Origin of the sequence: Carboxylicivirga linearis, from assembly GCF_018271995.1 — a bacterium.
Lineage (GTDB): Bacteria > Bacteroidota > Bacteroidia > Bacteroidales > Marinilabiliaceae > Carboxylicivirga > Carboxylicivirga linearis.
Map to the genome: position 1 here is coordinate 19,720 of NZ_JAGUCO010000015.1, position 22,098 is coordinate 41,817.

Sequence of the window (22,098 nt, forward strand, 5' to 3'; positions counted from 1 at the left end):
AGTGTTTAAGTTACCTGTAAAATGGGAATTCACAGTTTTTGCCGCGATAATACTTGTTAATTACTATGTTTTTATAAGCTAATATTTAACTATTCTCAGGTTCATGTGTTTAGTAAATAAGTGAATTATGCTATTGGTTGAGAAACTTAAAATAATGTACCTTTGGGCATCTGATAATTAATTAAAATTTAAAGTATGGCAGTATTTAACTATTCCAGGTTTTTTAATGAGAATACCGATTTGGGGGAGTTGATCTATGAAAAATGTCAGAACTATAAATCAGGGGAATTGGTTTATGCTCAGGATTCGAACATGAACCATGCTTATTATGTAAAAAGTGGATTGCTAAAAATTTACCGAAATGGTGTAAAGGGTGAACAGCAGATTGTTCGTCTGGTAAAAGAAGGTAGTTTAATAGGATTTCATTCCATGTTATCTGATGAGCCTGAAGTTACTGGCTGCGAGAGTTTGAACGATTCGCAGGTTTGTATTATTCCGGGTGATGTATTGAAAGATACTATGAAAAAAGATAAATCCTTGTCTGATTTAATAATGAAACAAACGTGTGAAGAATTAAAACAGACTTGCAATTCAATGATTGAACTATCACAAAAGACAGTACGTGGTAGGTTGGCTAATCTTTTTTTAAAGCTTCAGGAGTTATTTCAGGCGAAAGATGATGAACCTATACCTTTAGTTATTTCGCGCGTGGACATGGCACGATGGATAGGAACCTCAAAAGAATCGGTAAGTCGTTTAATTACCGAATTTAAGGAGGATGGAATTCTAAGTTTTAGCCGGAGCGAAATAAAAATTAATAGTAAAGAAAAACTCACCAAGATTGTGATGATATCATAAAAAATGCCTTCCTGTTATTGGAAGGCATTTTTTGTATAGTATCTTTTATTCTTTCAATATCTTTTTCTTCAGAGTCCGATTTTCACTTTCAATAACTACCAGGTAATACCCACTGCTTACTTCGGTGATATCAAATTCAAAATTGGTTAAATCATTAGCATCAACAAATGATCTTGAATAAATTAGTTGGCCATTTATACTGTAAATTTTTACCTGAGCAGTTTCATTGATATTGTTTTCCAGTTGAATTTTAAACAGTCCCTTATTAGGATTAGGATAAATTTTCAAATCTTTACCTGAATATTCGTTTCTCGATTGATTTTCTAATCCGGTAGTAGCATCCTTGGTGACAGTAACAGAAAAAGTGAACTGGGCCACATCAGTACCCGATGTTGCCTCAATGGTTATCAGTGCCTGACCTTCAGAGCTGTTGGAATAATCAATAGTTAATAAATTACTGTTTATTGAAGCTGAAGCCACTAATGGATCAGAATTGTTAGCCAATGATAATGAAATTTCAGCCCCCGTTTGATGCATGAATAAATCACTAATATTGATGGCATCGTTTACAGATGTTGTTAAGCGCTGAAGGTTAGGTAATTTATTGTGGATGTATAATTTATTAGCTGATTCACCTTTGAATATTCCCCTTCCATGAGTAGCAATTACAACTTTACCATCAAATTCATTTGCTTTAACTCTATTACAAACAACATTGCCCAGGTTGTTGTTATCAACATTAACCCACTGTGTTGATGAACCATTCAATAAGTTGGTTTGATAAACTCCTATGCTTGTTGAGATATAATAAGTTTTTTCTCCATTCCAATTTAATATGGCTGCACTTCTTATAGAAGGGCCAGGCAAAGATTCTGTTGCAGTAAGATTACCATCTATAATGCTAAAAGTATCTCCGCCATCGGTAGAATGAAATAATGAAGGAACGCCATAATTGGCGAATACAACTATTATTTCATTTGCATCATATGGGTTAACCGCAATGTAATACGGGTATGAATCCTGGGCAGCTGAACTTATAGTAATTTCTTCTCTTGTAATTTCTGATTCGACTGCTATACTATTATCAACTTTATACAATTTTGGATAGGTTCCGGTGTAGGTGGCATAATATAAAATGTGATCGGGCACTTTAGATGAAGTCAGTGCTGTAATTAGTTCTCCTGGTGCATCCAAAGCTGAAGGAGCATACCAACCCTCCATGGTAGTACCAGAATTGTAATTACTTATTTTATCAACATTAAGATTAATCCACAGTTGTTCGCCTCCGGCATAATACATGGTAGTATCACCCACCGGATCTATGCAGAAAGGATTTATGAATAGCTGGCCAGTAGCATCCGTTGGAGTAATTTGCGACCAGTTATAAGGACCTGAACTGGAAAAAGGGTTTAGTGGATCACCGGTACTTTCGTTGTAACCGGTTCGCATCAAACTTCCATTTTGAGTTGATATATACGCATACGTTGGAGATAGATAGCAATAAGCCCCATCACCAGAACTGATATCAGTAGAGGAGGAGTTACTGGTTTTAAAATAAGGAGATCCATTATCCTGAGTTCCTCCCAGGTATCGATCTTCATTAGCTCCCATTGAATTAGCCAGTGTATAAAACTGAGTTATGTTATAACCATTGTTCATATCTTGCCATGGTAATAATTCTGGGATAGTTGTGCTGAGTGTTATGTCAGTCAGATAGCTTAATCCCCCATCATGACCACTCCATACAGCATCTGCATTCTGTGGATCAAACACAGTAATATGGCAATCGGGGTGATGGTTAGGATACATGTAATCGTCAGCTCCATCTGGTCCATAACCACCAATCCAGCCATAATCTATTTCAGGAGTTGTGGCAAAGGCATCATTTGAACGGAATAATGAGGTGCTGCCAATAATTACAAAATCTTCATCATCGGGTTTGACTGCTAAGGTCATGTTGTAGCTTCCCTGACTTCCCAAATTACCATAGCTAGGTAAGTTACCTGTCCGATCGCTTAAATAGGAATCAGAAACAGTAGTTTGATTGATAGTGGCTACATGAAAATAAGGGGTGGAACCATCTACAGTATATACATAGGCTATATTAGGATTGGAGGGAGCGAAACGAATAACGCTTCTGTCAAATGATGAAGGAAAACCATCTGGATTTATCGATTCCATATCAATTTTTGTAAAAACAGATGCGCTTGCAGTTTTGTAATATACTCCCGCTTCATAATCTTTTTCTATATCGTAACCAGATTCAGATAACACCACAATCATGTTACCACTGGCATCAATGTCAAAATCGGCATAATAATGATCATTACTGCCTCCAATAACAGGGCCTATGAGATATTCTCCGTTATCTTCGTATGCATATATAATTCCGTAGCTATTACTGGCAATGAATATGGTTCCGGTTATTGGGTCAACCATTACCTTTGAAGCATAATCAAGCAAACTGTTCCAGACATAAGGATTGGTATCATCAATAATGGCTTCCCATGTAATACCATTATCAGTAGAACGATGAAGTCCATATCCAGTATAATTTGCACTTCTTGCATTAGCTGAATTGCCAGAGAATTCTCCGCCTACATAATACCATGTATCCTGATGGCCAACTCGGGTATCCTGACATATAGAATTTACAGCGAATGATCCTGTTTGAGTGGTTTGTAACGACCAGCTTGCACCTTTGTCGGTTGAATTCCAGATACCCCCTGAAACACCGCCTGCAATTACATGATTGGCATCTCTTACATCAATGGCCAAAGCACGGGTTCGTCCTCCAACATCGTGTGGTCCAATTTCTGTCCATGTATAGTTTTCGGCCTGCGAACTCTTAAGGTTTAGTGACTTTAAGCTCTTGAATAATTCTGCTTCTTTGCTTCTTATTCCTTTCGGTATTTCGTTTGTCTCAGGGTTTCTTAATACCTGAAAGAAGTACTCGTTGCGCCCATCGATAGTAGAAGCTTTTGCTTTAGGTGAGAAGCTTGATTTTATTCGTGTTGCGGGTTTTACCTTTTGTTCTATTTTAGAATTGTATAAATAGTATAGGCTACTAACGGAAAGTGCACATGCAATGGCAAATGATGTATATTTAAATAACTGTCTTTTCATTCTATTGTTGATTGATTTCATAAACATCTACAATTATCCAAATTGGATTTGTTTCATTGGGGTTGTTACACCTTAAGGTGGCAGTAATAGTTTGGTCTTTGGGGATTTTAGTTAATTCTTTATCTTTTAATGATAACTTTTGATTGGCCAGAATAGTAGGAGCTTGTCGTCCTCTTTTTATAACTTTTGAAATATTAAAAAAGTACTTGTTCTGCTCACTAACAATTACACCTTCTGCCAATATGGAATTTATGTCGATAGTTTGCTTACTGTGAGGAGCAGGACCTTCTGTTGAAGTCGAATTTATGTTCGTATTAGTATTCTTAGATTGTACAGAACAAGATTGTATGGCACACATACAAGCAATGCCTAAAAGGTATTGAAAATGTTTTTTCATTAGATTGTTTTCCTTAAAACTGCAAGATATAGCAATATTTTCATTAACTCAAGATGGTTATGAGGAATGTTTTTGATAGTTTGATAAGCGGCAATTTTAGAATGTAAAAAAGGACACCCAACGAGGATGTCCTTTAAACTTACTTTTATATTTGACTTTATTTCATTAATCTCACTCCATAGATGCCTCCAGCAACTGATCCTGGTTCAGCAACAAACTTAAGCTCAATTTTACCTGTTTTAATTTTATCCTTTATATCTTCTAAGGGATAATCTACAAAATAGAAACCGTCTTTACCTCCTTCTAAATGGACTTTTGCCAAAAGATTACCATTTAGTTCTATTCTGAATTTACGCCCCGTATCTCCACCAAAATATTCAATTCGTAAGGTTTTAGCTTCAGCTTTTTTGTCATTTAAAATGTAGCTAAACCAACCTGTAGCATCTCTCCAGAATCTTTCCTGATGGATGCCGGAATTGGTTTTTTCTCCTTTGAAGAAATGATCTGATTCAGGCTGTTGTTCTCCCGGTGCTACTTTATCGATGGTTTGTCTTTCTAAAGCTAAGGCAGCCTCTTCTTCTATCCTTAGTTTTTCCATCTCGCTTTCTAATTCAGCTTTAGTATAAACCGGCCAATAAACCATGTATCGAGCATCGTGTACTTCATAAAATGGTTGCAATTCTAATCTTTCGTTATCTTTTAGATCAATCCAAAAGTGCAATGGTTTATTTTCAATAGGGTGAATCTTATCACTGAAATCTCTATTGTCTGCAAGAATAGCAGGAGCTTCCTCTAATGGTCGCATTTCACCTTTAGCAATATGCCCCATACGACTGTCATCAGCGTATAAACCGTCTAAATCAGTAGTGTCGGTTTTTGAACCTAAGACTATAGGGCCGTAGGATACAGAAGCGTAATTTGAATTATCAGGAAGATATTCAATGGTTGTATGCATAGGCATTTTTACTGAAACTAAATCTCCTTCTTGCCATTCTTTCTTTTGTAGTTGTAAATAGCCATTCAATTTTTTTGTTTGAGCAGTTTCTCCATTAATAATTACTTCAGGCGACTTATCGCCTAACCATGCAGGAATACGGATGTTAAGGTTAAATGATTTAGCTGCTTTTTGAATAACAAAATTTATTTCATCGGAGTATGGGAATTGTGTTTCCTGTAGTAACACAACGCCATTTTCTTTCCAACTAAGTTGTGAAGGAATAAAAAGGTTTACAAATAATTCATCTGATGTATGCGTGTAAATCATTTCACCATATTTAGTGTGGTTCTCAAGTCCTGAACCAACGCAACACCAAAATGAAGTATGAACCTGCGAATAAACTCTGTAGTGTTGAGGACGCATTGGTGTGAAATACACAAATCCACCTGTTTCAGGATGTTGAGTTGAAAGAATATGGTTGTATAAAGCACGCTCGTAATAATCCATGAATTTATTATCATTCTCACTCAAGAATAACATTTTACTCAAACGAAGCATGTTATATGTGTTGCAAGTTTCAGGACCTTGTTCTGATTTAATCATTGAAGAATAATCATCAGGTGAGTGAAAATGCTCTCGAACACTGTTCCCTCCGATAGAAATTGTCATGTCATTAATAACTTTATCCCAGAAATATTCCGAGGCTGCGTTCCATGTGGTGTCATGAGCAGCGTCAGCATATCGTTTAAATCCAATAACTTTAGGTATTTGAGTGTTGGCGTGCATACCAACCAGATTGATATTTTTGTCGATTAATGGATTTAAAATTGAATAATCAGAAAATCTTTTGGCGAAGACAAGGTATTTATTATCACCTGATAATTCTGCTACATCCACAAAAACCTCGTTCATGCCACCATGTTCACTAATCAACATTTGTTGTAATTGTTCATCGCTAAGGTGGTCGGTAATGCTCATAAACCAATCAGATAATTTTATCAGCATATTTAAAGCTTCTTGATTATGCGCAAATTCATAGGCATCTCTTAGGCCGGCAAAAATTTTGTGAATATTATATAATGGTACCCAGCCTTTATTTAAAGAAAAACTTCCGGCTTCTATTTTGCCATCCGATATCTCGTTCCAGATTCTTTTACCGTCAGGTACACCACTTAAATAACCATCGCCATTGGCATCCTGGCATTTTTTAAGTTGGGTAACAAAATAGTTAACTCTATTTAAAAGTTCCTGGTTCCCGGTAGAAGCATACATCATTGATAAAGCAGAAAGATAGTGGCCACCAATATGCCCATCTAATCCGGTGTTTTCCCAGTTTGTATAGTTATCTTTTACAGGTTCAAGGCCAGCTTCTTTAAAATATGGAGCCAATAAACGGTCAATATCCAGCTCCAATAAGTATTTGTGATCAACTTTTTGGGCATTTAAAAAAGGTGAAGGTTGTAACTTGACATCTTCTAGCGAAAATGTCTGCATTTTTTCTTGTTTTTTAACACATCCTATAAACAAAGGGATGATTGCTAAGAGTAAAATAGATCTTCTCATATTGTTCATTTTGCTATTGCTGCAATTATTGTTTATTCAAAAATGCTAATAAAATCTAACTTGTAACGGTACAAATTTACTAAATAGGTGGACAATAATATATATGAATTATTCAATTGTACACCTTTTCATATTTACGGGTGTTTATATCTCTGGTTGATTTCTTAAAATATTGATTATCAGCTGTCATTAAAAGTCCACCAAAAAGAATTAATTGTGAACCTTAGGATAATCTGCGTCACCTACTTTTGAATTAACATTTCGAAACATATTCAGAGGTAAAATGAAAAATACCTTAAAAAGGAGAAGGAAGTGTTTTGATGCTTGTGTTAAAAGGAGTTGAATATTCTCTGCGGAGTTGAGTTTTATTAAGCATTCTGATATGCTGAGATCGCTAAGATTTAGGCATTCTTATATATAATGAATATACATTGAAAATTATTGTTAACTAAAGCTATGAAAATGAAAATTAGAAACAAACTGATTAGGCGCGCTTTGTACGCAACAGTTTTTGCTGCATTTGGCTTAGTTGGGTGTGAACAATCAGATAGGTATTTGATTGATGCACCCTCTGATCTTCAAGACAGGATCGACTCTATTGCAGATGCGAATGCAAGTAAAGATACTGGAGATACTACTTATATTAATATCTCTACATCGTTAGTTGGCCAGGAAGATTACAGTTCTGGCTGGTGGGCTGATTTTTCAGATTACTTCACTATTCCAACAAATAAGCTATTACATCTTGAGTTTATTAACCATAATGGAGGTAGTGAAAATAATTGGAATAACTGGAATCTGGCTGTCACCAATGAAGTAGCAGATCGTGATGGTGATGGTTATGCAGAATACTTTGTATTACGCTCAGATGCTTACGGTTGGGGAGGTGGAATGGCTGATATAGATGAACGCTACGCTTTCGATCTGAATATGGTGTCACATGACTATCCTGATACGGATGGAGATGGTGATATTTGGAATGACTTCCGAGCTACCATGGATGGAGCAACGGTTTCTATCGATATTGATCACTCAGCTACAGGTAATGTATTTGTTACGGCTACTGCTGTAGGAACAAATGGTACAACAATAACTGAAACATATCATCAAGGTGTTTCTGCATCTGATGATATTACAGCATTCTTAATTTGTGATGCCAGTTATTTCGAGATGAATACAGCATATTTGATTCCTTCAAAAGTAACTGTAGTAGAAGATGTAAGTCCGATATCAATTGAAGTTACAGGAACTCCGAAATTTGTTGAAATAGGAAATGAAGATTTCTGGGGAGATGGAGTGGCAACCGTAACCTTTGCAGATGGTTCAAGTGCTGAAGTAGACACAGCTGATGTCTCGTTTAGTGTAATACCAGATATGACTACATTGGGAGAAAAAACAGTTGCGGTAGCATACAGTAAAACCAAGCAAGGTAATTATGGTCCGGCAGTAACAACTTCTTACACTCTTGAGGTTACAAATGCAGTTACTTCATTGGAAATAACTACTATGCCTGAAATGACAATCTATGCATTTTATGGCACAGAATCACCTGCATTTGATCCTGCTGGATTGGTTGTAACAGCTACTTATTCTGACGGTTCAACGGGTATACTTGAGAACTCAACTTTAGAATTTGAAATTCCTCTTGTTGCAGGTGATCAAAATGCGACGGTTTCATATGTAGGTGCAACAGGCACGGTAAGTACAACTTTACCGCTTACTATTGTAGAAGGTACCAGTCAGGTAGGAGCGATAGATTTCTCTACTGCCTGGTGGACTGAATTCTCAGATGATTATGCTGTAGCATCAGGTGAGAGTAAAGTAATTACCATGTACTGCTATTCAAACGAGGTTAATAACTGGCATAGCCCATGTACTATTCTTCGTAAGGCTGATAATGCTGAATATGGCGTAGTTCGTATGGATAACTTTGGTTGGGGTGCTGGTTACGAAGGTATTGCCACTGCAACAAATGATTGGAACTTTGATGTATTTGCATCCAATTTAAATGGTTCTAAAGTGGTAATCACAGTAACAAACAATGGCGACAATACGGCTGATATTAATTACGATGTTACCTATGCTACGGGAGAAGTTCATTTCCAGAAATATGAAGGTATAGAAGTTGACAGCTCTGATTTGAATTGTGCTCTGGTTATTGAGGGTGCTTATGTCGTGATTACTGAATAATTATAAAGAATAATACAAATACTATGAAATATATATATATAATCCTGTTGGGATTGTTGACACTACTACCGTCAATATATGCAGAAGGAAACGGCAAAGCCGACCAGACCGCAATGATTCAACAAGGGGAAATAACTGTGATGGGTAAAATCGTTGATGAAAACGGAGAACCCCTAATTGGTGCTACTATTCAGGAAAAAGGTACTACAAATGGTATTATTACTGATATTGATGGTAATTTTTCTCTAAATGTTTCTTCCGATGCAACTCTAATACTATCATTTATTGGATACAATAGCGTTGAAATAAATGTTGAAGGTAAAACAGCCCTCGGAAATATTACGATGGTAGCAGATACCAGAGAAATAGACCAGGTAGTTGTTATTGGTTATGGTACACAAAAGAAAGCTGACCTTACAGGTTCAGTAGCCATTGTTGATGCTGATGAGATGAAGAAACAATCGAATTCAAATATTTCAACAATGTTACAAGGTAAAGCATCTGGTGTTCAAATTACTTCAGATGGTCAGCCGGGAGCAGATCCAACCGTGCGTATTCGTGGTATTGGTTCATTTGGTAACACTAATCCTCTTTACGTTATTGATGGAGTACCTATGGGAACAACCATTCGCGATTTCTCTCCAAACGATATCGAATCAATACAAATTCTTAAGGATGCCTCTGCTGCGGCAATCTATGGTTCTCGTGCAGGTAATGGTGTGATTATCATCACTACTAAACAAGGTAAGAAGAACTCACCAATGAAGATTGACTACAGCGGTTATTATGGTATAGATCAGATTCAAAAAGGAGTATACGATGTTATGAATGCTGATCAATACAAAGAATACTTAACCATGGCCTATGCAAACAGTGAAGTTGCTCTTCCGGGCGGTTATGATCCTGCAAGTAGTAATTATTTATGGAATACGCTTGCTGATGGTACCGAAGTTGCTTCAGTTGATACTGATTGGGTTGATGAAGTGTTTAAAACAGGGATTCGTCAAAATCATAATATTAACCTTTCTGGTGGTGGTGAAAATAATACTTACAACATTGGTCTTGACTATTTTAGTCAGGAAGGTACGATGGAAGGTGCCGGTCCCAACTACGACCGTTTCACAGCTCGTGTGAATAATACGATGGATGTTAAGTTTATTAAAATCAAAACAAGTTTGGTTTATAGCCATAGCGATCAGGATAATATGGCTCTTAGTAACGCCAACGAGTATGTACAAGGTCTTTATGGAGGTCAATATCCGGTAATGGCTTCAGCACTTCTTTTACCTTCTACTATTAAGGCGTATGATGAATCAACATGGGTGCTTGATGACAGACTTTCTTCTGCCGTTGGATGGAGATATGATGCTTACGGTTATGGTACTTACTACGACGATGTTCATGGTGACTTGCGTATGACCAATGTGTTGATGACAAACAATTTATTGGAAAGAAATGTGAAAGTGGATCGTTTTGTTGGTTCTGCCAATACAAGTTTTGATATTTTAGATATGCTTGGTGTGGCAGCCGGCAATCACAAGTTGTCATACAATCTTAACCTGGCATACAATAAAACAATAGTTAAGAATTATTCATTTGTACCGGCCTTTATATCAAGTACAATCAACTATTTACCTAAAGAAAGTGAAGTTCTTAATCAGGAATATAGATACACAAGTAATTCTTTAATTGAAAACTATATAAACTATAGTGGGACATTTGGGAAGCATAACATTGATGCCGTTTTAGGGCAAACCTATCAGAGTGAATATTATCACTCGCTAAGAGGAACGGGTAATAACTTGTCTGAACCCTATTATTTGCAGCTGGATAATGCGTCTGAAAGAAATTCATATAGTTATGAAAGCGATTGGATGATAGCGTCATATATTGGTCGTTTTAACTATAATTACGATGGTAAGTACTTCTTTTCAGCAACAGCTCGTCGTGATGGTGCAAGTCATCTTTCACCAGAAGATCGTTTCGATATTTTCCCATCAGTATCAGCAGGATGGCGAATTGAACGAGAAAGCTTCTTTCCTGTAGATCCTTCTACCATCAGCTTGTTTAAGATTCGCGGTAGTTATGGAGAGTTGGGAAGTATTGAAAACCTAGGAGTATATGATTATATGGCTACAATGCGCAGAAACGATTATACTTACAGTTTCGGTAATAATAAGGTGACGGGATCTGCTATTTCGGACTTTGTAAATACAGCCCTAAGATGGGAAAGCAAAAAAACGCTTGACTTTGGTTTTGATCTGGCTATGTTCAATAATCAGTTTGAGTTTAATTTCGACTGGTATGAAGCAACATCGGAAGCTTTGCACTATGGTGTAAAAGTTCCATCTTCAGGTGGTTTTACAAATGATAGAGTAAGTATGAATGCATCCACTATGGTTAACTCAGGATTGGAATTCTTATTTACTTATCGCAACTACAACCATGCAGTTAAGTACGATATTTCTGCAAATGTTTCAACACTATCCAATGAGGTAACTAGTTTAGGAGTTGCCGATGAGCCTCAAAATGATGGAATATGTCGCACAGAGGTTGGTCGCGAAGTGGGATCATTCTATGGTTGGGTGCTAGAAGATGATGTGAAAAATGAAGATGGAACTTACAATATCAGAAATGGTATAGCTCAAAATCAGGCTGCTATCGATGGTCGTCAAAACGAAGACGGCATGTTTATTTCTCAACCGGGAGCTGAGGCAGGTGATCTTTTGTACAAAGATTTGAATGGCGATGGAACCATTAATGCCGAAGACAGAACCTTTATAGGTAGTGGTTTACCTGATGTTAACTTTGGTTTAAATGCACGTGTTGAATGGAATGGTTTCGACTTAAGTGTTGCTACATTTGGTGCTGCCGGTTTTAAAGCAGTTGATTTTGTTGATATGGAATTACGTAATTCTTATGGTGCTACAAATAAAGATGTTAGTCTGTTAAATGCTTGGACACCTACTAATACAAATACTAATGTTCCGCGAGTGCAATATAAATCGGCTAATGCAACAAATAATTATTTCAGTGATAGATACATACAGGACGCATCCTATTTGAGGATTGCAAACGTGCAATTAGGTTATAATTTCCCTGATCAATGGTTTAATGGTGTGGTTAGTAATGTTCGTGTTTACGCTTCAGGTCAGAATTTATATACATTCAGCAAATACAAAGGTTATAATGTAGACTTTGCAGGCGGTACATATACACCAGGTTATAATTATGCATCGTATCCAACACCGCGATCATTTATGTTTGGATTAAACCTATCATTCTAATATTTATAATCTGAAAAATAAAGAAGCTATATGAAACGTTTAAATATATATCTAGTAATATTCGCGATTATCGCAGGCCTTACAGCTTGTGATGACCAACTCGATGTTGAAAACCCGAATAGTCAAACAACTTTCGATTTTGGAAATACGGAGTCGGAACTTCAGGAGGCTGTAATTGCTTGTTACAATCGAATTCGTTTAGAAGGTACTTTTGCCCGTGTTGGTTATGTTATTGATGCTGTGCGTGGTGATGAAGTCTGGAACTCATCTCAACAATGGTATATAGATGCTGATAACCTTAATCATACATCTGCTTATTTTATGGCTGAATGGCCATGGCGTGATAACTATCATGTGGTAAACCGTGCCAACTTTGTACTTAAAAAAGTGGAAGATGTTGAAATGTCAGAGGATTCCTATAATGAGATTAAAGGACAGGCTCTTTTCTTAAGGTCATTGGCATACTACAATTTAGCTACTATTTATCAGGATGTTCCGTTGATTACTAATTACGACGATTATGTTGATATTAGCACTTTGTATGCAACTACTGCCAGCCAGGACTCAGTTTTAAATAAAGTAGAGGAAGATCTTACTGAAGCCATGAAAATATTGCCTTCACGCAATGAAGGTGGCGAATGGGCCAGTGGTCGTGCTACTTGTGGAGCTGCTGCAGGATACATGGCTCGCACGCTGATGTTCCGTCAGAAATATGCAGAAGCCTATACTGTATTAAAAGATATAATTGCCGGCGAATATGGAAATTATGCACTGGCTGCCGATTTTGGTGACAACTTTAAAGAAAGTACCGAGAATAATTCAGAGAGTCTTTTTGAAGTACAGTTTATGGACTTTGGAACCGGTGGAACTGATGAAGAATGGACTCCGGTAAATATAAGTCCAAATGCAACACAAGGGCATGCTGTTGAGGCTAACTATGCTCCTCAGGATAAAGGTAGTTGGGGTGACTGTGCAGCAGCACCATGGTTGTATAACCTATTTAAAAAAGAAACCTGTACAGATGGATTCCCTGATCCACGATTGTATTGGACATTGGTTACATATGAGCCAGAATATAACGTTGTAACAGATGTTGCAACAGCGGCCTATCCTAATGGTGACCCTCGTACAAATGTGGCTTATAAATCAGAACTATCAGCAGTTACAGGTGATAAGGATAATGATTGGGTTCTGAATTATCGTTCCAACACTTCACAGGGAGGCATATCAATTGCTAAATGGACTTACGCTCGATTAGATATATCAGAAGATGTTATTGTGGGGTTAAGATCCGGTATTAACTTACGTTTGATGCGTTATAGTGATGTTTTATTACGTGCCGCAGAATGTGAGAATGAACTTAACGGACCAACACAAACAGCTATCGATTACATTAACGAAGTTCGTCAACGTGTAGCTCTACCAGATCTTCAACTTTCTGATTTTCCAACAGCAGATGCTCTTTTTGAGCAAATTGCAAATGTGGAACGTCCAAAAGAGTTTGGTTGTGAAAACGGTCGTGGTACTGACTTAATTCGTTGGGGATTCTTCTATGATGATGGTCGTATGCAGCAGATTAAAGAGCATGCTTATTATAAATTGGCACCGAAACAACTTTATACCTGGGAAGAGGATGGAGAAGAAAAGCAAGAAGAGTTTGTTGTTGTTGATTTAGAGGAATTAACTTCAGAAAATGCCAGTGGTTCATCATACGATAGTTATGTTGTTGGACATGAGTATTTCCCTGTATGGCAAACAAATTTGGATACTAATCCTAATCTTACTGGAAACTCAGCCAATAATAACTCAGATAACAGTGTTGCATTCTTTGAAAAAGGATATACTGTTCGCCCTGTTTATAATTTAGATTAAGAGGTTTTTTTGATAAAATACTACTTCCTTATCGATGTACTTTTGTATGTTGATAAGGAAGTTTTTTTTTTGCCCAAATTGTTTGAGATGTAGGATAGAAATGGACGGTTTCTTCTCTTTCTTAGCCAGTACTAATAAGAAATTTCATCTTTTTTTTCTTATTGGATCAGTGGTAGTGGATGTTGGCATAATAGTAAAAGAAGGTATCTATTTTTCTACATGAAATAAGATATAGTCCACCTCTGTAGATTATTAATTACCTTATTTTGAATCAAAATCTTTTAAGCTTGTGAAATATGAAGAAATTTATTTGGGGATTGAGTGCAATAATGATTTTTGCCTGGATTGGATGTTCTGATAGTGGAACAGACCCAAAGCCAGATCCAGATCCAGACCCGGATCCAGACCCGGAATATGTGATTCCAACATATAATGATGATTATACATGGTCAGGTGATGATATTGCCTCATGGAATAACAGATCACAATGGAACTTAGCTAATGTGCATGATCCATCTGTAGCTTATTACAAAGGATATTACTATATGTATAATACAGATGCTTCGTTTGGAAACGAGCATGAAGGTCATGGGCATTTTCAAGGAAAGCGTTCAACTGATTTAGTTAATTGGGAATGGATTGGTGGACCTTTTTATGATCCTCCTGCTTGGGTGGCTGATTCACTGAATAATATTCGTTCACGAATGGGGTTAGATGCAATAGCTGAAAATGATATTCAGTATGGATATTGGGCTCCTGTAGTGCGAAAAATTACTGTTGGAGGGCAAGAAAAGTTACGCATGTATTATAGTATCATTATCGATAACTATATTAAAACGGGTAATCCTATATCAGAAGCTTTTGATGGAAGCTGGACAGAGCGTGCATTTATTGGTATGTGCGAGTCAATTGATCCTGCCGGAGCTGTATGGGAAGACAAGGGATTTGTTACTTGTTCATCATCAGACAGAGGATTAGATTATAGTCGTGCCAGTACATCGGACTGGAGCGGATATTTTTACTACAATGCAATCGATCCAACGTACGTTGTTACAGATGATGGAAAGCATTATTTAGTGCATGGCTCGTGGCACAGTGGCTTTAGTATCTTAGAAGTAAATGCCACAACAGGAAAGCCAATTAATGAGTTAGGCGAACCTTATGCATATAGTGTTAGTGCGTTAACCGCCAGATATGGTAAGAGGATTGCAACTCGCACACCTGGTTCACGTTGGCAAGGTAGCGAAGCACCGGAAATAGTGTATAAAGATGGTTACTATTATCTGTTTATGGCTTATGATGGTTTAGATGTGCCTTATAACACTCGTGTTTGTCGATCTACTTCAATTGATGGACCTTATTATGGTAGCGATGGAGCTAATGTAACCGAAGGAGCAGATTGTTACCCCATAATAACACATCCTTATCAGTTTAATAATCATTCTGGTTGGGTGGGTATTGCTCATTGTGCCGTTTTTCAGGATGAAGATGGCGATTGGTTTTATGCATCGCAAGGTCGGTTACCTGCTGGAACCAATGGTAATGATTATGCCAATGCCAATATGATGGGGCATGTACGAAAAATTCGCTGGACTGTAGGAGGATGGCCGGTAGTTATGCCTGAAAGATATACAGGTGTGCCAGAAAAAGAAATAACTGTTGATGAAATGGTTGGAAAATGGGAGTGTATAACCTTAAAATATAGTTATGGAAATATGCAAACATCAACTGACTTGATATTAGCAGACGATGGAACTGCAAGTGGTGCTTTAAATGGAAGTTGGTCATTTAATAGCTCAACCAATAGATTAACCGTTGGTAATTTGACTTTGTATGTAGAGCGCGAAGTTGATTGGGAGGCAAATCCAAGAGAGGTTACCATTGTATTCACAGGTCTTACCGATGATAGTAAGTACTCTTTGTGGGGTAAAAAGGTAGAGTAGAATAATTGAAAGAGTATTGTTAAGTACTCTTTTTAGACTAAAAATTAAATATAAGCCCCGGTAAAGGATTAAAAACCTTTATCGGGGCTTATTTTATTCACCTCTCAGATATATAATCAAGAAAAAAAGTTAATTTTACTTTTAATAAATTAATCAACCAGGGAATAATCCCTTGAAGTTAAACTAATATTTAGATTCATATGAAAAAATTGCTATTTGCCTTGACAATTGCTTCTTTTTTTACGGCATGTCAATGCGATAAAGCTAAGCTTGACTTAATTGATGCTAATGCTTTTGAAACAACCCTTAACGATAAGGCTATCAAGTTGTATTCCATTACCAATGCCAATGGTTTAACAGCTCAGTTAACCAATTACGGAGCCCGTGTTGTTAGCCTTTGGGTTCCAGACAAAGAAGGTACCTTTGCTGATGTCAGTCTTGGTTTCCGCACTGGTGATGAATACCTTAATAATAAAGAAAACTTCTATGGAGCAACCATTGGTCGTTACGGCAACCGTATTGGAAAAGCGCAGTTTGTAATTGAAGAAGATACTTTCAATATCGATATGAATGATGGAGAAAATACTTTGCACGGTGGTGCCGGAGGGTTCTTCTCAAAAATTTGGGATGTAAAACCAGTTGGAACCAACTCATTGGAGTTTACATATACATCTGTTGATGGTGAGCAAGGATATCCGGGTAATGTTGATGTAAAAGTTGTTTTTGAATTAACAGATAAAAATGAGTTAAAGATTGAGTATTTTGCTTCAACAGATAAAACAACTCATGTTAATTTAACAAACCATACTTATTTTAACTTGGGTGGCGAAGCTGCAGGTACTATTAATGATCACTTATTAATGATAAATGCTGATGCTTTTACTCCTGTTGATGGCGGATTAATACCTACAGGTGAATTGGCTCCGGTTGAAGGAACTCCATTTGATTTTAGAAAAGCTACAGCAATTGGTGATCGTGTTAATGCTGATGATGAACAATTAAGGCTAGGTGGTGGATACGATCATAACTGGGTGCTTAATCAGGCTGTTGATGGATTAACATTAGCTGCAACATTAAAAGAACCGGTTTCAGGTCGTGTAATGGATGTATACACTAACGAGCCTGGTATTCAGTTTTATGGCGGTAACTTTATTGATAATAAAGATATGGGTAAGTATGGTAAAACTTTAAATTATCGCGAGGCTCTTTGTTTAGAAACTCAACATTTCCCAGATACACCAAATAAACCTGATTTTCCTTCAACTTTGTTAAATCCTGGAGAAGACTATTATTCAATTTGTGTTTACGCTTTCAAAGCAGAATAGCTCAAAAAAAATATTTTATAAAGAAAAGAAGGTTGTTTTTGCAACCTTCTTTTCTTTTTCATGGCAGTCTCTGTTATATTTGTACATAACTTTAAATAACAAATCAGCCCAGGTAAGATAAGAGTTAAAGAGTTTGTTTGGTTGTATTAAAGCTGTGTATGAAAAAATTCCCTCTTAAAATAGTATTATTTCTTTTCTATGCTTTTGTCTCATTAAAAGTTTCTGGTCAGAGAAATCCTCGAATCGAATATATTAATATCGAAAACGGATTGCCGCAAAACACGGTTCAATCCATTACAAAGGATGCTTATGGATTTATTTGGTTCGGAACCGATAATGGTTTATGCAGATACGATGGTTATGGATTTGAATATTACTATTCAAATGGTGCTGAAGATCAATTATGGCATAACCGCATTTTACATTTAACCACCAACGGCAAAAATTATTTATTTGTTTCCAATCAAAAGGGCCTGCAAATTCTTAATCTATTAACCGGAAAGTTTGTTACAATACAACAAAGTAAGGTTAATCTAATCTTTAAACAAGATGTTGTAAATAGCTTTTTTGATGGAGATAATCTGTGGGTAATTACAAGAACCAATGGGATATATAAAATATCCGAAAATACAAATGTCTTTGAGGTGATTGGTCATTACTGGACTTCTGAAGAATCTCCTTCTCCGCTTAATATCTATAAAAGTAAAGAAGGAGAAATGTTATTGGGTACAGAAGCAGGGATATTTAAGTTTGATTCTTCGAAGGAGAAGTTTGTTGCTTACCAACTAAATCACAATACAATAAATTCTGAAACGATTCAAAGTATCTTTGATGATGAAGAAAACCTTTATTTAGGTACAACTAATGGCATGTACCTTTGCGGGAAACAATCAGGAGCAATAGAATGGTTTAGTCATGATACAGATAGAAAGAAAAGTATAAACCACTCAAATGTTACAGCTATCTCAAAAGTATCTGATAATATTTTGTTAATTGGTACCTTGGGTGGGTTAAGTACATTAGATATCAAAAGTGGTGATGTAAACAGGTTCAGGCTTTTTAATAATCGGGAAGAGCAATATCAGGCTGAATTTATTCGCTCTATTTATGCCGATAATCAAGGTAGTATATGGATTGGAGGGGATAAAATTGGATTGGCTTATTTTAATGTGCATCAAAAAAACTTCAATTCATTAGATAATTCTAACCCCGATTTTGCAGTTGTCAACAGTAACATTATAAATTCTATTTATAAAAGCAATAAAAATCTTTGGGTTGGAACAGCGGGTTACGGTTTGGTTCGTATCAATCAAGAGAGCAATCAGACAAAAGTGTATCGTACCCAATCAGATAATTCTAATTCTATTGAAAGTAATTTTATCACTTCAATCTATGAAGATGAAAGCAACCAAATATGGGTTGGTACATGGGGAATGGGTATTCAGGTGCTCCAAAATAATGGTCGTTTTAAGGCCTTACATGAAAGTGATGGATTAGTAGGAGAGTTTATTTCTACTATGTATGTGAATCGTCAAGGTGACTTGATAGTGGGTGCACAGCAAGGACTTTGTATTTACAATAAGCAAGAGGGACGATTCTATCAAATAAGGCCGCTTGGCGGAATTCCACAGGATTGGGAAGTGGGGTGTATTCAGGAAGATAAGAATGGTTTTTACTGGATAGGTACAACCAATGGTCTATACCGCTTTGATGGTAAGTTGGTGAATAAAAATGAGATGACTGTAATGTCTCGTTACGAACTAGTTGAGTATAAAGAAACGGATGGCAAGAATAGTTTGCCCAACAACTATATTACTTCACTTACAACCGATATTGATGGAAATATTTGGATGGGCACCTATGGTGGAGGTATTGCCCGGTGTGTTGAAACCAGTAATGGCAATTATGAGTTTATCAGCTTTGGGCAAGAAGATGGATTGGCAAATAATGTGGTTTATAGTGTTTTGTGTGATGACGAAAATAATTTGTGGATAACGACAGAAAATGGCTTATCGAAATTTAATATTAAAGAAAATCATTTCACCAATTACTATCGGCAGGATGGCTTAAGAAACAATCAATATTACTGGTCGGCCGGATTTAAAGATAAGGAAGGTAACATATATATTGGGGGGTTGAAAGGGCTTAATTACTTTCATCCCAATCAAATTTATAATTATCCGTACGATACACGAGTTGCCATAACGGCATTGAATATTTATAATCATAAAGTAACCCCCGGCGATAAATATCATGGTCAGGTGCCTTTAAAAAGAGCATCGTTTGCCAACGATACAATTACATTATCATATAAGGATAACGTGTTTTCTATGGAGTTTTCAGCAATGAATTTTCTTCATTCTTCTAAAATAAAATATGCCTATCGTTTGTCAGGTGTTGATAAAGACTGGGTTGAAGTGGATTCAAAGCGAAGGATTGCATCGTATACAAATCTTGCTGGTGGAACCTATTTATTTCAATTGAAATCTACCGATTTGGAAGGGGTATGGAACGATGAATCTACCGAAGTATACATCGAAATTATTCCACCATTCTGGCAGGAAGTATGGTTTAAATTGTTACTTATTTTGGTATTAATCGTGCTAGGTTCATCCTATGTTAGATATCGTTCTTTTAGAATAACAATGCAGAAGAAACGCCTTGAACAATTGGTTAAAGAGCGAACAATTGAAATCGACAAGAAAAACAAACAGCTAGAAGAAACATCTGAGCGTTTGCTTGAAAACAATGAGCAACTGGAAAAACGAAGTGCTAAAATCGAGAAGCAAAAGGTACAGTTAGAAGAGAAAAATAAGGAAATTGTTTCGCAAAGAGACCAGCTAATTGATCTTAACAAGCAGGTGGAAAGTATTCATCAAATGCGGATGCAGTTTTTTACTAATATATCTCACGAATTCAGAACACCATTAACACTTATTCTTTCGCCAATAGAACGTTTGTTAACCGGAAAGAATAGTACGTTACCTTCAGGAGTGCGAAATTCAATTGAGGTTGTAAAGCGAAATGCCGAACGATTATTATTGTTAACAAATCAGATATTAACTTTTCGAAAGCTGGAAGCAGGTAAATTAAAAATCATGCTTCACAAAGCGATATTAGATGAAGTGATAGTTGAAATTGGTGAGGCTTTTAAAGTTTTGGCTGACGAAAAGGATATCGACTATTCAATTAATGTTGAAGTAGCTGATTACAGTGGTTGGTGCGATAAATCAAAGTTGGAAGACATACTTTTTAATCTTTTGGCCAATGCTTTCAAATATACTCCCGAAACGGGTAAAGTGGATCTGTCATTGCGTTTGAAAACCAGTAACAATCACAAAAAAACGATTGAGGTAGTCGTAACCGATAGTGGGCAAGGAATAAAACCAGATGTTATTGAAAAAGTGTTTGATCGTTTCTATCGCGCAGATAATAACCTGGGATTTGGAACTGGTATTGGTTTATCGTTAGTGAAAGAATTAGTAGATAAACAAAATGGAAATATATCAGTATCTAGCGAGTATGGAAAAGGTTCAACTTTTGTGTTGGAATTACCTATTGAACTGGAAGGATTCGATGACTATACTGTAATAGAAGATGAAGTAGCAGAATCGGTATCGATAGATGAAAAAGTTAGTCTAATAAAAAAGGTGGCTGACGAAGATCAAACATCACTAAATGGCGATACTGATAAAGCAAAAGTATTAGTTGTTGAAGATAATGATGATCTTAGGTATTTTCTGGCTGAATCGCTCGCTGATGAATACAATGTTTATACAGCAAAAGATGGTAAGGATGGTTATGACTTATCTTTGAAGCAAGAGGTTGATTTGGTAGTTAGTGATATAATGATGCCACGCTTGAATGGCCTGGATTTATGTAAACAATTAAAAAATAATTTAAATACCAGTCATCTTCCTGTTATTCTGCTGTCGGCAAAAGGAATGGAAGAAAATCAAGTAGAAGGTTTAGGAGTAGGAGCGGATGATTATATTACCAAACCGTTTAATCTTAGTCTGCTGCTGGCCAAGATGAAGAGCTTGATAGAGAACCGTCAGAAGCTTAAATCCATTTATCTCCAAGATACCACCGGAGAAGAGGAACTTAGGGGAGGTTCGCTGGACGATGATTTTATGCAGAAGGTTAATGCTGTAGTTTCGGAATTGTATGCCGATCCTTCTTTTGATATTGAGACATTCGCTTCAAAAATGTACGTAAGTCGGAGTTTATTATATAAAAAATTGAAAGCATTAACAAATGTATCGCCAAACGAATATATTAATGTCTTCCGATTGAAGAAGTCAATTGCTTTGTTAAAAACAAAAAAATACCAGGTTGCAGAAGTTGCCGTTATGGTTGGCTTCAATGATCCAAAATACTTTAGTCGTGTATTTAAAAAATTCTATAAATGTTCACCAAGTGAATATGCTAATTCTTAAATACTACCAGTAATGAGGAATATATTCCATGTAGATTGAATAATACACCATTAAGGCACTTTTAATTGTAGGTATATTGTACATCTATCCACCTTATAAAAACGATTGTCCTCTTAATAGCGGCCTTCCCGAGCTACTTTTGTTTTCATTAATATGAAAAA

At 36.4% G+C, this 22,098-nt stretch carries 10 protein-coding genes; 7 read left to right on the plus strand and 3 right to left on the minus strand.

Annotation, left to right across the window (positions count from 1 at the left end; all coding sequences use genetic code 11):
* The first annotated feature begins 195 nt into the window (after positions 1 to 195).
* The gene (locus tag KEM10_RS15930) at positions 196 to 858 is read left to right on the plus strand and encodes a Crp/Fnr family transcriptional regulator (protein WP_212217024.1); all 663 of its coding nucleotides are present in this window, start codon (positions 196 to 198) and stop codon (positions 856 to 858) included.
* 45 nt (positions 859 to 903) lie between these two features.
* Here the strand turns inward: KEM10_RS15930 and KEM10_RS15935 are convergent, their stop codons facing one another.
* The 3 genes from KEM10_RS15935 to KEM10_RS15945 all read right to left on the minus strand — a co-directional run bounded on the left by KEM10_RS15935 (position 904) and on the right by KEM10_RS15945 (position 6,881).
* Positions 904 to 3,984, minus strand: coding sequence for a T9SS type A sorting domain-containing protein (locus KEM10_RS15935; protein WP_212217025.1), 3,081 nt, complete (start codon positions 3,982 to 3,984; stop codon positions 904 to 906).
* 1 nt (position 3,985) lies between these two features.
* Complete coding sequence (locus KEM10_RS15940; protein ID WP_212217026.1) at positions 3,986 to 4,381, minus strand: hypothetical protein; 396 nt, start codon at positions 4,379 to 4,381, stop codon at positions 3,986 to 3,988.
* 157 nt (positions 4,382 to 4,538) lie between these two features.
* Complete coding sequence (locus tag KEM10_RS15945) at positions 4,539 to 6,881, minus strand: glycoside hydrolase family 127 protein (RefSeq protein WP_212217027.1); 2,343 nt, start codon at positions 6,879 to 6,881, stop codon at positions 4,539 to 4,541.
* A gap of 462 nt (positions 6,882 to 7,343) precedes the next feature.
* On the opposite strand from KEM10_RS15945, the gene KEM10_RS15950 reads away from it, so the two are divergent.
* From KEM10_RS15950 to KEM10_RS15975, 6 genes are all read left to right on the plus strand, one after another.
* Complete coding sequence (locus KEM10_RS15950) at positions 7,344 to 9,071, plus strand: hypothetical protein (RefSeq protein ID WP_212217028.1); 1,728 nt, start codon at positions 7,344 to 7,346, stop codon at positions 9,069 to 9,071.
* Between the two features lie 23 nt (positions 9,072 to 9,094).
* Complete coding sequence (locus KEM10_RS15955) at positions 9,095 to 12,358, plus strand: SusC/RagA family TonB-linked outer membrane protein (RefSeq protein WP_212217029.1); 3,264 nt, start codon at positions 9,095 to 9,097, stop codon at positions 12,356 to 12,358.
* Positions 12,359 to 12,388: 30 nt separating this feature from the next.
* Positions 12,389 to 14,230, plus strand: coding sequence for a RagB/SusD family nutrient uptake outer membrane protein (locus KEM10_RS15960; protein WP_212217030.1), 1,842 nt, complete (start codon positions 12,389 to 12,391; stop codon positions 14,228 to 14,230).
* 296 nt (positions 14,231 to 14,526) lie between these two features.
* The gene (locus tag KEM10_RS15965; RefSeq protein WP_212217031.1) at positions 14,527 to 16,173 is read left to right on the plus strand and encodes an arabinan endo-1,5-alpha-L-arabinosidase; all 1,647 of its coding nucleotides are present in this window, start codon (positions 14,527 to 14,529) and stop codon (positions 16,171 to 16,173) included.
* Between the two features lie 200 nt (positions 16,174 to 16,373).
* Positions 16,374 to 17,498, plus strand: coding sequence for an aldose epimerase family protein (locus KEM10_RS15970; RefSeq protein ID WP_212217032.1), 1,125 nt, complete (start codon positions 16,374 to 16,376; stop codon positions 17,496 to 17,498).
* A 158-nt stretch (positions 17,499 to 17,656) separates the two neighbouring features.
* The gene (locus KEM10_RS15975) at positions 17,657 to 21,937 is read left to right on the plus strand and encodes a hybrid sensor histidine kinase/response regulator transcription factor (RefSeq protein WP_212217033.1); all 4,281 of its coding nucleotides are present in this window, start codon (positions 17,657 to 17,659) and stop codon (positions 21,935 to 21,937) included.
* Positions 21,938 to 22,098: the final 161 nt, after the last annotated feature.